We start from the raw sequence: 13,522 nt of genomic DNA on the forward strand, positions 1-13,522 counted from the left end.
AATTAATTTTATTTATCATAAATTAGGCTTTTAATTTTGTAGAAAACTCTTGATGAAATAAAAAAAATCATAAATATGATAACTTTAAAAGAAAATTATATAAACTTTTAATATTGTTATTTAACTTTTTTATACGTTAAAATATAATACCGATGATTGTTGGTTTGGCGTTAAACCTTTATGCTGGTATTTTCATTTTCAGAGATTTAAATAATTTTGAATGTTCGTGAAACCTAAGCCATGATAATGAATTAAGGATTCTTTAAGATTTGATTGTAATTTACTAATTTTATTTAACTTCCGATAACTAGCATCAGGATTTGTACTAGTTTTAGTTGCTAATAAAATAGAATTTGTTTGTTTTGCTACTAATAAATATAATGGTTGCATGTCAGAAATAATAATTAAATTTTCTTTGATTAATTGTTTATTAATATTTTCAATAATTCACTGTTTTTGTAATCGTTTTGTGTTGGTTGATTTAACATAAATATTATTATTGCTATCAACAGCCATTTGAATACAACATTTAGTGTTGGTTGAAAATGAATCAAGATGAATTTTTCTTTTATCAAATTTATCTTTAAAATTACCTTTGTGGATTTCTTTAATAAATGTTTCATCGATTTGAATTTGGCCATTTAACGTTTTAAATTTTAATTGGGTCTTTTCTAATTGTTTTGATTTTTGATAGTAAGAAAAAAGTTGAGGTTTGTAAGTATAACAAACAAAATTAAATTTACTTATTAATTAAGTAATGCAAAAAAAATGCTTAATATTAGGTTTTTAGTAAATTTATTTAATTTGTTTAGTTGTTTTTATTTATATTTTTTTGTAAAATCTCAACTTTTGTAATGCTATCTATTTGGCGATTATATCAAGCGTTTTTCGGTGATGTTTTAATAAAGTGGGAAATCATTTTACTAGATTGGCCTAATAATGAAATTTGAATCAATAAATTTCACTGTTCATAATTTAAATGACTTCAATACGTAAAATGATCACGAAAAGCATCAAAACTAGCACGACATTTTTTGCATAAATATTTTTGTTTTCCTTCAGGATTATGACCATTTTTAACACAATAAAAAGATTGACAATTAGGACATTTAATACCTTTATCCCTAAATTTTTGATCAATTTCATTAAAGCGTTTTTGTTTTTTAATTAATTCTGCTTCTTTTTTGATTTTTTCATGAAATTCTAAAAATTGATCATCTGTTAAACTATTTATTAATTCTTCAATTATTTTTTCCATTAATTATTCACCTCTTATATTAAAAATATACCTAATTTTAGGTATATTTTATAAATATCAATAGTTTTCTACAAAATTAAAGAATTAGGCTAGCACAATATCTATATATTTAGTTTAACAAAAAAATTAATAAGAAATTAATAAATTTAAAAAAATGTTATTTAATTAAATAACATTTTTTATTCCATCGTAATATTTATTAATTTATTCTTTTTAATTTTTCAAATTCCTACTCCAATTACTGAAATTAAAATAAAGCCAATTGCTAATGTTGCTATTGAAACAACATAAGATGAAAAGGAAGGAATTAATAACATTCCGGTACTTTTAAAAACAATATGAGCAATTACATTCCATAATAATTTGACAATAACATAACTTAAAACATAACCTAAGACAATTGCAAATAAATAAAATCATAAGACAATTGCAATAATTTTTCATGTTGGATACCCAAGTACTTTTAAAGTTAAGATTGTACGGCGATTTTCATCAAGAACCATAGCAATTAAAACTGATAAAATTAAAGCAACAATGACAATTGTTAATCCTTCTAAAACATTAAGAACATCCCGGACAGTTCGCATTCCTTGTGAATAATTTTCTCGTAAAGTATCAAATGGTCATATTTTGTTAAGGCCATTTAATAATTTTAAATTTGTTCTTAAGTCCAACGCATTTTTAAGATCCGGTTTTTTATTATTATCAAACATTGTAAAATCATAATTATCAGTTAATGAAAACGACGAAATAATACGATAAGGCTGCAAGGTTACTCCCAATGGACTAGCTCGTGATGCAACAACATTATAATAAGAATTTGGTAAAAATTGTTCTCCTTTTTTAGTTAAATTAACCCATTGGTTCATAACCGTAACTAATGAATCTTGATTCATATAAATATTCCCTGAACTAATATCATCATCATTTGAACCAATCACTTTAAAAGTAACTGGAACATACCCAATAGCATTTGTAATTCGAACATTTAATTTAAAAATATCCCCCGAAACTAAATTCATCGGTTGATAAACCCGCTTTGCCAAAAGAACTGGTATTGGTTCATTAATTGGAACATTTGGGTCATTCGCAGTAGGGTCTGAACTAATTTTGTAACCAAAGACTTCTTTTTGGGCAATATCACTTGGTGTTGTCTTAGAACGATAATTCAATAATTGATTAAGCTCTGTTTCATCACTTGTTAACCCAACAACATTTAATTGTGAAACTGGATTTTTTGAATTTTTAGTATCATCTGGACTTCAACCTGATAATAAGAAAACATATGGGAAATCATAATTTTTATCATAAACCATATATGGTCCTAAATAAATATCTGGGTATTGACCATTATTTGTTGTACTTAAGCTATTAACCAAATTAATTCCGCTAATAATTGTTTGAATATCAGCTTCATTTATTCCTTTTTCAATTAAAAATGGTTTCATAAGATTAATAATTTTTACTAAATTATCTCATCCATTAATTCATTCTCCAGACTCATTATCCTTAACTTTATAATTAGCAACTGCCTCAACTGTTGTTGCACTTATATATGGATATGTTTTTGTTTCTTCATCATAATTAATCTTACTTCTAACAAGACTTGTACCACTTGGATCACCAATAATATTTAATAAATCACCACAATTTTTTTTCATATTTTTTGAATCTGAAACAGATAGACTTGTAAAGCACATTAATGGATTTGGAAAGTTAAATGTTTTATTATCATCAAGAATTTTTGCCTCATGGTAATAATTCATGCGCTTATCAGCAGTAATTCACTGATAAGGTTTACTATTGCTGGCTTCTTGTGCAATATCTTGTTGATCATAACTAGCAATTAAATATGATTTAATATCATTCTTAAAATAACGGAAAGAATCTTTAACAATTCCTTGTGCCATTACTCCTGCATCCAACTGAAAAATTAACAAAAAGGATGAAAAAGCTAAAACAACTAATACCATAATTCATTTTCCTAAAGATTTTAGCGCAAAGGTAAATGATAAATGAACATTAAATGTTAATCCAAAATGAGCATATTTACGACCTTTTTTTACTTTTTTAGGACGAAAACTTAAATTAGAACCTTTTAAATCATAAATTAAATCTAAGGCTGTTCGGCTTAAAAGAATAAATGAGATTAAGAAAGACATCCCAATAAAAATAAGTGGAATAAAAATTGTTGCTGAAACAAAAATTAGTGGATTAAAATAAAATGATGATAATGGTAATCCTATTGAATATAAATTTGAACCAGTGAAATACATTTGGAGAGGAATACTTAAAACTCATCCTAATAAACAACCAATTAAAGTTGTAAAAATAATGTTAAAAGTAAAAATAAATGATAATTCAAAGCGATGATATCCCAATGATTTTAAGACTCCAATTTGCCGTTTTGAATTAGTGATATCTTTTTTAATGAAAAAAGAAATAATAAATAAAATAATAATTGAACAAGAAACAGCAATTGAAGTATTAATAATAAAACCAGTATTTGTTAACATCACAACTTGTCCCGGTAATGATGCTTCAAAAGCGACAATTGCATTATCGGGAGCTACAAAATAATTGCTTAAAACTTTTCGTAATAAAGTTATTTTTTGTGGTTCAGTTAAATTACCATTAACATTAATAAAACCAGTAATTTTTTCAGTTCCATTTGAAAAATTCTGTTTAATAGCATTAAAATTAATATTATTCATAAATAATACTGAACCATTTTTTAAATAAATAATTTTATGACCAGTAGCAAGAGTTGATAAACTTACTAAATCGGGATAAATATTACTATACTTTGCCCCATACCCAATAATATTAAATTGTAAATTTTGGCTATTTCCTAAATTAAAGTGCCCACCAAGTTTTAAATGATTATAATCAGCATATTGTTTATTTAAAATAATGTTATTTTCTGTTAAATAACTAATATGTTCCCATTTTGTTACTTCAAAAAGACGATTAAACGGAGTATAAAAAATATTATTGCCTTGTCAACCATCACCGTTATATAATAAATCTTTATTTTTGTTAACAGCAGTAGCATTAAAATATTGCGTATCTTTTGCTAAATTATTTGCAGTAAATTGATAACCAACATTAAAACTAAGTTCTAAGCCAGCTTTGTCACCATTAATTAAATCATTTAAACGACTTTCACCTGGATTATGAATAATATAACTTAAAAAAGCGGCAGTAAGATTCTTATTAAAGTTTTTAACCAAGGCAGTAAAAGAAGCTGTCCCCGTTTCCGGATTTAAGTATGATGGTTCTTTTGTTCATTTACAAATTTCAGAATTAGTTAAATCACAATTTAACCCCAAAACATCAGCGCGGATATTATTAAATGTTAAATGCTCAGCATCAATTTTTGGCTCATCATAAAACTGAGCTAAAAAAGTACGATTATTTTCATTTATTTTTCAAGCAGGATTTCTTTTTCACACATTATTATCAATATTTAAACTGTCTACTCGAATTTCATATTGATAAGGAAGACTATTTTTCTTAATATTATTTAAGCCATTTTTAACTTGAAAAACAGTTAAAAAAAGAGCTGTAAAGGTTAAAACTGCACCAATAATAAACAAAATTAACCCAATAAATTGAGTTATTTTTTTTGTAAACCCTCGCGTAGCCTCTTTTGCAAGATTTCACATATTATCCACCTATTCCAAAAATAATTAAGTTAATTATATAAGAAAAATAACCAATTTTAAAAAAATATCTTTAATTTTGTAGAAAACTCTTGATATTTATAAAATATACCTAAAATTAGGTATATTCTTAATATAAGAGGTGAATAATTAATGGAAAAAATAATTGAAGAATTAATAAATAGTTTAACAGATGATCAATTTTTAGAATTTCATGAAAAAGTCAAAAAAGAAGCAGAATTAATTAAAAAACAAAAACGCTTAAATGAAATTGATCAAAAATTTAGGGATAAAGGTATTAAATGTCCTAATTGTCAATCTTTTTATTGTGTTAAAAATGGTCATAATCCTGAAGGAAAACAAAAATATTTATGCAAAAAATGTCGTGCTAGTTTTGATGCTTTTCGTGATCATTTTACGTATTGAAGTCATTTAAAATATGAACAGTGAAATTTATTGATTCAAATTTCATTATTAGGCCAATCTAGTAAAATGATTTCCCACTTTATTAAAACATAACCGAAAACCGCTTGATATAATCGCCAAAAAATAATGAAATCAAAACAATTAGAAAACACCCAATTAAAATTTAAAACGTTAAATGGCCAAATTCAAATCGATGAAACATTTATTAAAGAAATCAAAAAAGGTAATTTTAAAGATAAATTTGATAAAAGAAAAATTCATCTTGATTCATTTTCAACCAACACTAAATGTTGTATTCAAATGGCTGTTGATAGCAATAATAATATTTATGTTAAATCAACCAACACAAAACGATTACAAAAACAGTGAATTATTGAAAATATTAATAAACAATTAATCAAAGAAAATTAAATTATTATTTCTGACATGCAACCATTATATTTATTAGTAGCAAAACAAACAAATTCTATTTTATTAGCAACTAAAACTAGCACAAATCCTGATGCTAGTTATCGGAAGTTAAATAAAATTAGTAAATTACAATCAAATCTTAAAGAACCCTTAATTCATTATCATGGCTTAGGTTTCACGAACATTCAAAATTATTTAAATCTCTGAAAATGAAAATACCAGCATAAAGGTTTAACGCCAAACCAATAATCATCGGTATTATATTTTAACGTATAAAAAAGTTAAATAACAATATTAAAAGTTTATATAATTTTCTTTTAAAGTTATCATATTGATGATTTTTTTTATTTCATCAAGAGTTTTCTACAAAATTAAAAGAAACTTATAAAATAAAAGAAAAATTAGATAAAAATGAATTAACCGCAAGTTTAATGGGCAAAACTATTTTTGGTTTATTAGAAACTAGTGATGGTAATATTGATTTATGAATTAACCCTTTTAACTTTACATCACGCGTAAGCAAAATAAATGAAATTGAACAAGGTGCTGATATTTGATTAAATTATCATCAATCAGATAGTGGTTTTATTTTAAATTTAATTTGTACAAAAGATAAAATTGTTATTAAAGGTTGACCTAAAAATAATGAGGTAGTTGTTGGACAAAGTAAAACACAAATTAAAGATGATGTTAAATCTGTTTTAGTACAAGAATTTAAAAACAAATTAGGCATAGTCCCTTTTTGGAAAATGATTAATGAACCTAATCCTTTATTTTTATCTACTTCAACTACATTAAACCCATGACCAACTATGGATAATTGTTATAAATTACAATTTGATTTAGAAGATAGTTTTAATATTAAATCAAAAGAAAGATTAGTAAATCGTACGCATTGATATGGGATATTAGATGATGATTTAATGACCTTTTATAACAAAGGCAATAAAAAAGTATTGCAAGATGCTTTTGATGATATTTTTATTAAATCAGGTCAATCAGCATTAGATGGTCAATTATCGCAATCTTTACAAGTAGTACAAGGTACACCAACATTAGAAACATATACTGAAGACCAAAAATCAATTATTGAACAAGTATATTTAGCATGTCATTTTTCTAGTCCATTTGGTGATAAATCAGATAGTGACCAAAATAAAACACAATCATTATTAACTAAAACAAAAGATTTAGAAAAACAAGCATATTTACAAGCATATCGTAAACAATATTATACTAAGATGTTTGATACAGTTTTAAAATATTATGATTTATGAGATGGAAATGGCGAACGCCCTTATGGATTTGATTTTATTAGTGCTAGTTTAGTTGACCAAATGCGACAAAATGAATTAATTACTGCTAGATTAGATAATGGCACAATGGAACCAATAAGAGCAATAACTGAATATGATAATATTGATGAATTAGAAGCAACCAAATATTTTGAAAAAGTAGAAGAATGACAAGATAAAATGCAAGCCAAAGAAATATAACATAATAATAAATTAATGGAATATGATGAAAATGGTAATAATCAAAATGCTTTACAAGGTAGAACAGAAATTAAGGAGAATTAACAAATGAGTAGAATTAACCCAGGTGTTATGGAAGAATTAAGAAGACAAGCCCACGATACTTTAATAGATATCAGAGAAAATATACGAGATAATCGACATTGGATGGTATTTCCTTTTAATGTTTATAGTTCATATATTCCTGATACTGAAACAGGTTGAAAACCCAATAATGCTAAACCTAGTGATTATGGTAGTTATTCAAGAATATTTGATAATACGGAAAGTACTATTGCCCAATTACAAGATAGTTTAAAAATATTACAAAAATATAAAGGTGAATAAATCAATATATTAACTATTGATGATTTTAAAAATCAACCTATTAATTCCGCTATATGAGCCAATAATGAAACACCATTCGCGATAAAATGAAAAGATGAAAATAATAATGTTTATTGAAAATTAATTGATGGTGAAAACATTTATGATATTAATAGAATATTAGAATACTTAAATCAATATAAATTAAGTTATTTTATGAATAATGATGGAATGGCAACACTTTTTAGGACACTTTTTATATAGACATTTGTTTTCTAAAAGTAACTGGAGATAAATAATTTAAACTGCCATGAATTCGAATATTGTTATATCAATGCACAAAATCAAAAAGTTGGTATTTTAATTGTGTTAAATTTTTAAATTTTTTACCCTTAATAAATTCAGTTTTAAAAGTTTTGTAAGTTGTTTCAGCCACAGCATTATCATAAGGGCAGCCTTTATTGCTTAATGATCTTTTAATATTAAAAGTTATTAAAATTTCATCAATGATTTTATTTTTAAACTCATTACCACGATCATTATGAAATATAGTTATTTGATTTAATGGTCGTGTTATTTTATGAAAAGCTTGTTGGACCAGTTCGGTTGTTTTATTCGGCCCAGCACTATAACCAATTATTTCACGATTAAACAAGTCAATTAATAAACAAATATAATGTCTGGATAAGCTACAATTATTAGGACCATAATTATATAGACTTCAAAATTAGATAAAATTATTAAGAAAGAAGGAATATAAAAATGGGAAATAAAACTTAATACTCTGAAGAATTTAAAAAACAAATTGTCATGCTATATAAAAATGGTAAAAGTGTTATTAATCTAGGGCAAGAATATAATTTATCAAAACCAACTATTTATAGTTGAGTTAAAAATTATAATAATTCTGGTTCATTTAAAGCAAAAGACAATCGCACACTAGAAGAAAATAAAATAATAACTTTACGAAAAGAACTTAAAGACCTGAAAATGGAAAATGACATTTTAAAGCAAGCCGCACTGATAATGGCCAAAAAATAACAATAATTAATAACAACAAAACAAAATATTCAGTAAGAAAAATATGTAAGATTTTAGGTTTACTAAAATCAACGTATTATTATCAAACTAATAAATGTATTAACAAGCAAGTTAATAATTATGAACAAGAAATTATCAGTGCCTTTAATAAAAGTCGCAAAATTTATGGGGCTCGCAAAATTAAAGTTATTTTAAACAGAAAAGATATCATCTTATCGCGGCGAAAAATCAGATTCTTTATGATCAAAAATAATTTGGTTTCTAAATACACCAAATTAAAATATCATAATCATAAAACAACAGTCAATAATGACCAAATTAATAATATTTTAAATCGTCAATTTAACAACAAAAAACCTAATGAAGTTATTGTTAGTGATTTAACATATGTTCAAGTTGGCGCTAAATGACATTATATTTGTTTATTAATTGACTTGTTTAATCGTGAAATAATTGGTTATAGTGCTGGGCCGAATAAAACAGCCGAACTGGTCCAACAAGCTTTTCATAAAATAACACGACCATTAAATCAAATAACTCTATTTCATACTGATCGTGGTAATGAGTTTAAAAATAAAATCATTGATGAAATTTTAATAACTTTTAATATTAAAAGATCATTAAGCAATAAAGGCTGCCCTTATGATAATGCTGTGGCTGAAACAACTTACAAAACTTTTAAAACTGAATTTATTAAGGGTAAAAAATTTAAAAATTTAACACAATTAAAATACGAACTTTTTTATTTTGTGCATTGATATAACAATATTCGAATTCATGGCAGTTTAAATTATTTATCTCCAGTTACTTTTAGAAAACAAATGTCTATATAAAAAGTGCCCTAAAAAGTGTTGCCATTCCAAAAAAATAATTGAAGAATTAATAAATATTTTAACAGATGATTAATTTTTAGAATTTCATGAAAAAGTCAAAAAAGAAGCAGAATTAATTAAAAAACAAAAACGCTTAAATGAAATTGATCAAAAATTTAGGGATAAAGGTATTAAATGTCCTAATTATCAATCTTTTTATTGTGTTAAAAATGGTCATAATCGTGAAGGAAAACAAAAATATTTATGCAAAAAATGTCGCGCTAGTTTTGATGCTTTTCGTGATCATTTTACGTATTGAAGTCATTTAAATTATGAACAGTGAAATTTATTGATTCAAATTTCATTATTAGGCCAATCTAGTAAAATGATTTCCCACTTTATTAAAACATCACCGAAAACCGCTTGATATAATCGTCAAAAAATAATGAAATCAAAACAATTAGAAAACACCCAATTAAAATTTAAAACGTTAAATGGCCAAATTCAAATCGATGAAACATTTATTAAAGAAATCCACAAAGGTAATTTTAAAGATAAATTTGATAAAAGAAAAATTCATCTTGATTCATTTTCAACCAACACTAAATGTTGTATTCAAATGGCTGTTGATAGCAATAATAATATTTATGTTAAATCAACCAACACAAAACGATTACAAAAACAGTGAATTATTGAAAATATTAATAAACAATTAATCAAAGAAAATTCAATTATTATTTCTGACATGCAACCATTATATTTATTAGTAGCAAAACAAACAAATTCTATTTTATTAGCAACTAAAACTAGTACAAATCCTGATGCTAGTTATGATAGTAAAAAAAAGTTGAGGTTTGTAAGTATAACAAACAAAATTAAATTTACTTATTAATTAAGTAATGCAAAAAAAATGCTTAATATTAGGTTTTTAGTAAATTTATTTAATTTGTTTAGTTGTTTTTATTTATATTTTTTTGTAAAATCTCAACTTTTGTAATGCTATCCTAGTTATCGGAAGTTAAATAAAATTAGTAAATTACAATCAAATCTTAAAGAACCCTTAATTCATTATCATGGCTTAGGTTTCACGAACATTCAAAATTATTTAAATCTCTGAAAATGAAAATACCAGCATAAAGGTTTAACGCCAAACCAACAATCATCGGTATTATATTTTAACGTATAAAAAAGTTAAATAACAATATTAAAAGTTTATATAATTTTCTTTTAAAGTTATCATATTGATGATTTTTTTTATTTCATCAAGAGTTTTCTACAAAATTAAAAAAAATATTGTAAATGTTTTCATGCATCGTGTTCATGCTCTGTCATTTTAATATTTCCTTTATAGCTATAATTTTTCTTAGCAACTGGTGATTGTAAAACATATTTTAAATTAAATAGGTATTTGCATAAAACTTTTAAATCACCGATAAATTTAGGTGTAGATAGTGGGTTTGTTATTTTTAATCCCTTATTAAGTTGATAATCTTCAATTATTACAAGAACTTTATTTAAATAAGAACAAGTTTGCTTTTGAAAGTTGTTTAATATTAAATAGATATTATTTATTGCTTCTTCTTCGTTTTTAGAATGAAAAGTAATATTATTAATTATTTTCTGTTGCAAAACATTATAAATAATAATACCAGTTTGCTCACCTCCAGCAGGGTCAATTGCAATAATATATTTTAATTTATTTGGTTTATTTTTTTGTCAATTTGTAATATTTTTCATCCATCGGAAGCCAAATATAAAATATCGTTAATTTTGTAATGCTGCATATAAGAAGCAATTACATCTCATTTGTTTTTAAATAAATTTAAGTACATTTTTGCTCATTCTAAACATTGCAAATCATAATGATTTTTATGATGAGAAATACGACAATTAACAAGGTTACAATTAATTCAATCAAATGAAGTTGTTATTTCATTTCAAGTTTTATTAATATACAAACTTTTATATTCTGTCATTATAATAATCCTTTCATTAATTAGTTTTGCCTAATGCTCAATATTCATCAGTTATTTCATCTACTGAAACTGGATAAGCTCGTATCATTAATTCTTGTAATTTAATTTAAATTTTTTTATTTCATTTTTTCATCAAATATTTTCCTTTCTGTAAAAAAATAATATTTTTTTATTGGTTAATATTTTGATATTTAGTAAATAATGTATTTTGTATTTTAGTATTTATTTACTTCGCCGCCCGCTTCACTTTTGGGGGTAGGATATTTAGACAGAGTTTATCCCCCTACGGAAAAAAACAAAAAAAGTTTACCCAGTTATTAATTACATTTCATCCACCCCTAGACAACTTTATATAAATAAAATAACCTTTTGGAGCTCCAACCCTCTTGTTTTTTTAGTGTCCGATATTGTTTTTTCAGTTTAACAGCACTCTTTTTATGAAAACAAGTCAAAAAACACGCGCTCTAACATTTCGCAAGTGATTAATCTTGCCGAGAATTAAAGAAATAAATAGGAATAAATCCATTCGCTTTCACACTTTTTTTAAGGCTTCGTGCCATAGATGAGTTATCCATCTTTAAGCATCAAAATATTAAGTTTTAAGCGTTGCATTATTCATCGGATAATACCTTTATTGAAAGGAAATTTATAAAAATATCATTTATTTTGTGTAGGGAAAACAGAATAACATCTGTTTTTATGATAAAAGTTCTAAATTTAAAGATACTATCCGATGAATAATGCAAATAAATTTATTTTTTTAATAGAAAAATAAAAAAACAATCTCACAAGAATTGTTTTTTTGCCGGTTCATCGTACAGGACGCCCACAATTAATTCACCATCTAAATTGTCAAAAGTTCCTAATCCAAAATTACCTTGCTTTAATAACGCCCCAAGCTTAATCATACCGTCAAAATTACCAGCAGATAAACTTGTTATTGTTGAAAATTGATAAACATTACTAAATTTTTGAATCATAACTAATAAAACTCCTTTTTCTAATAGACTTTTTGTTGAAATTGTTTATTAAAATTATTTAAACATAAAGTTAAAGAAAAAAACATTTCATTCTTGAAATGTTTTTTATGCTTTACCTTTGCATCCAAACCATGATGTTAATTCATCAAATGTTGCTTTAATTGCTTCATATCCAGGTTTTAATAATTTTCGTGGGTCAAACCCTTTCGCATTTTCTGATTTGTCTTTTCCATCTTCAATATATTTTCTTGTTGCAGCAGCAAATGCAATTTGTAATTCAGTATTAACATTTATTTTACTAATTCCTAATGAAATTGCTTTTTTGACTTGTTCTTGTGGAATTCCACTACCACCATGTAAAACCATTCCAATTTTTGCAGCAGCTTGAATATCTTCTAAAGCTTGAAAATTTAAACCTGGCCATCCAGTTGGATAAGGACCATGAATATTTCCAATTCCTGCAGCAAGAAAATCAATTCCTGTTGCTACCATTTCCGCAGCTTCTTTTGGATCACCAATTTCACCAGCACCAACTACACCATCTTCTTCTCCACCAATTGTACCAATTTCAGCTTCAACTGATACACCATTTGTTTTTGCATATGCTACTACTTCTTTTGTATTTTTTAGATTTTCAGAAAATGGGTGGTGGCTACCATCACACATCACTGAGGAAAAACCAGCATCAATTGCCATTTTACAACTTTCTACTGATTGACCATGATCTAAATGTAATGCTACTGGAACCGTAATGTCTAATGAGTATAATAACGCATTAACCATCGCAACAACTAAATTATAACCTCCCATATATTTAATTGCTCCCTCTGAAGCTCCTAAAATAATTGGTGTTTTTGTTGCTTGCGCAGTTTCTAATAAAGCTTTTGTTCACTCTAGGTTGTTAATATTAAAATGACCAACAGCATATTTATTTTGATGTGCTTTTTTAATTATTTCACTAGCATTAACTAATCTGGCATGATATTTTTGTACCATAATTTTTTTCCCTTCTAATATAAAATATTACGTTAATATTATAAACTTTTTATTTTAAAAAATGATATAAAACAACTTTAATTTTGTAGAAAACTCTTGATATTTATAAAATATAC

Annotated in this window: 14 protein-coding genes and 2 pseudogenes; 8 read left to right on the plus strand and 8 right to left on the minus strand. The window is 25.3% G+C overall.

Annotated elements, in window-relative coordinates; genetic code table 4:
- Positions 1-129: 129 nt before the first annotated feature.
- The 3 genes from AAHM76_RS08770 to AAHM76_RS07980 all read right to left on the minus strand — a co-directional run bounded on the left by AAHM76_RS08770 (position 130) and on the right by AAHM76_RS07980 (position 4,926).
- Positions 130-750, minus strand: a complete 621-nt coding sequence (locus AAHM76_RS08770; protein ID WP_425289494.1) for a transposase — start codon at positions 748-750, stop codon at positions 130-132.
- A gap of 58 nt (positions 751-808) precedes the next feature.
- Positions 809-1,258: an IS1/IS1595 family N-terminal zinc-binding domain-containing protein gene (locus tag AAHM76_RS07975; RefSeq protein ID WP_342256088.1), complete on the minus strand. Its 450-nt coding sequence runs from the start codon at positions 1,256-1,258 to the stop codon at positions 809-811.
- A gap of 179 nt (positions 1,259-1,437) precedes the next feature.
- Positions 1,438-4,926, minus strand: coding sequence for an ABC transporter permease (locus AAHM76_RS07980; protein ID WP_342256089.1), 3,489 nt, complete (start codon positions 4,924-4,926; stop codon positions 1,438-1,440).
- 150 nt (positions 4,927-5,076) lie between these two features.
- On the opposite strand from AAHM76_RS07980, the gene AAHM76_RS07985 reads away from it, so the two are divergent.
- The 5 genes from AAHM76_RS07985 to AAHM76_RS08005 all read left to right on the plus strand — a co-directional run bounded on the left by AAHM76_RS07985 (position 5,077) and on the right by AAHM76_RS08005 (position 7,622).
- Positions 5,077-5,442, plus strand: a complete 366-nt coding sequence (locus AAHM76_RS07985; RefSeq protein WP_342256090.1) for an IS1/IS1595 family N-terminal zinc-binding domain-containing protein — start codon at positions 5,077-5,079, stop codon at positions 5,440-5,442.
- A gap of 33 nt (positions 5,443-5,475) precedes the next feature.
- Complete coding sequence (locus AAHM76_RS07990; RefSeq protein ID WP_342256091.1) at positions 5,476-5,760, plus strand: hypothetical protein; 285 nt, start codon at positions 5,476-5,478, stop codon at positions 5,758-5,760.
- A gap of 15 nt (positions 5,761-5,775) precedes the next feature.
- Complete coding sequence (locus AAHM76_RS07995) at positions 5,776-6,009, plus strand: hypothetical protein (protein WP_342256092.1); 234 nt, start codon at positions 5,776-5,778, stop codon at positions 6,007-6,009.
- Positions 6,010-6,191: 182 nt separating this feature from the next.
- Positions 6,192-7,256: a hypothetical protein gene (locus AAHM76_RS08000; protein ID WP_342256093.1), complete on the plus strand. Its 1,065-nt coding sequence runs from the start codon at positions 6,192-6,194 to the stop codon at positions 7,254-7,256.
- A gap of 87 nt (positions 7,257-7,343) precedes the next feature.
- Positions 7,344-7,622 carry a hypothetical protein gene (locus tag AAHM76_RS08005; protein WP_342256094.1) on the plus strand — a complete coding sequence of 93 codons (279 nt, stop codon included), beginning with the start codon at positions 7,344-7,346 and terminating at the stop codon, positions 7,620-7,622.
- Between the two features lie 235 nt (positions 7,623-7,857).
- On the opposite strand, the pseudogene AAHM76_RS08010 reads toward AAHM76_RS08005, so the two are convergent.
- Positions 7,858-8,280, minus strand: a pseudogene (locus AAHM76_RS08010) (IS3 family transposase); the annotation flags it as partial.
- Positions 8,281-8,411: 131 nt separating this feature from the next.
- On the opposite strand from AAHM76_RS08010, the gene AAHM76_RS08015 reads away from it, so the two are divergent.
- From AAHM76_RS08015 to AAHM76_RS08020, 3 genes and pseudogenes are all read left to right on the plus strand, one after another.
- Positions 8,412-9,475, plus strand: a protein-coding gene (locus AAHM76_RS08015; protein WP_342256095.1) for an IS3 family transposase whose coding sequence is annotated in 2 segments (ribosomal slippage) — positions 8,412-8,607 and positions 8,607-9,475 — 1,065 coding nt in all. Because the reading frame shifts where the segments join, the coding sequence is not laid out codon by codon here.
- A gap of 169 nt (positions 9,476-9,644) precedes the next feature.
- Positions 9,645-9,701 (plus strand): annotated as a pseudogene (locus AAHM76_RS08775) (hypothetical protein); the annotation flags it as partial.
- A 102-nt stretch (positions 9,702-9,803) separates the two neighbouring features.
- Complete coding sequence (locus tag AAHM76_RS08020) at positions 9,804-10,346, plus strand: hypothetical protein (RefSeq protein WP_342256096.1); 543 nt, start codon at positions 9,804-9,806, stop codon at positions 10,344-10,346.
- Between the two features lie 389 nt (positions 10,347-10,735).
- Here the strand turns inward: AAHM76_RS08020 and AAHM76_RS08025 are convergent, their stop codons facing one another.
- The 4 genes from AAHM76_RS08025 to fba all read right to left on the minus strand — a co-directional run bounded on the left by AAHM76_RS08025 (position 10,736) and on the right by fba (position 13,406).
- Positions 10,736-11,191 (minus strand): hypothetical protein, encoded by a 456-nt coding sequence (locus AAHM76_RS08025; protein ID WP_342256097.1) that lies wholly within the window; start codon positions 11,189-11,191, stop codon positions 10,736-10,738.
- The gene (locus AAHM76_RS08030) at positions 11,146-11,430 is read right to left on the minus strand and encodes a hypothetical protein (protein WP_342255935.1); all 285 of its coding nucleotides are present in this window, start codon (positions 11,428-11,430) and stop codon (positions 11,146-11,148) included. Before AAHM76_RS08030 ends, AAHM76_RS08025 begins: the two co-directional genes overlap by 46 nt.
- 752 nt (positions 11,431-12,182) lie before the next feature.
- The gene (locus tag AAHM76_RS08035) at positions 12,183-12,410 is read right to left on the minus strand and encodes an acetolactate decarboxylase (protein WP_342256098.1); all 228 of its coding nucleotides are present in this window, start codon (positions 12,408-12,410) and stop codon (positions 12,183-12,185) included.
- A gap of 105 nt (positions 12,411-12,515) precedes the next feature.
- The gene (gene fba / locus AAHM76_RS08040) at positions 12,516-13,406 is read right to left on the minus strand and encodes a class II fructose-1,6-bisphosphate aldolase (protein ID WP_342256099.1); all 891 of its coding nucleotides are present in this window, start codon (positions 13,404-13,406) and stop codon (positions 12,516-12,518) included.
- Between the last annotated feature and the right edge of the window lie 116 nt (positions 13,407-13,522).

Source organism: Spiroplasma endosymbiont of Poecilobothrus nobilitatus, from assembly GCF_964030655.1.
Taxonomy (GTDB): Bacteria; Bacillota_I; Bacilli_A; order Mycoplasmatales; family Mycoplasmataceae; genus Spiroplasma.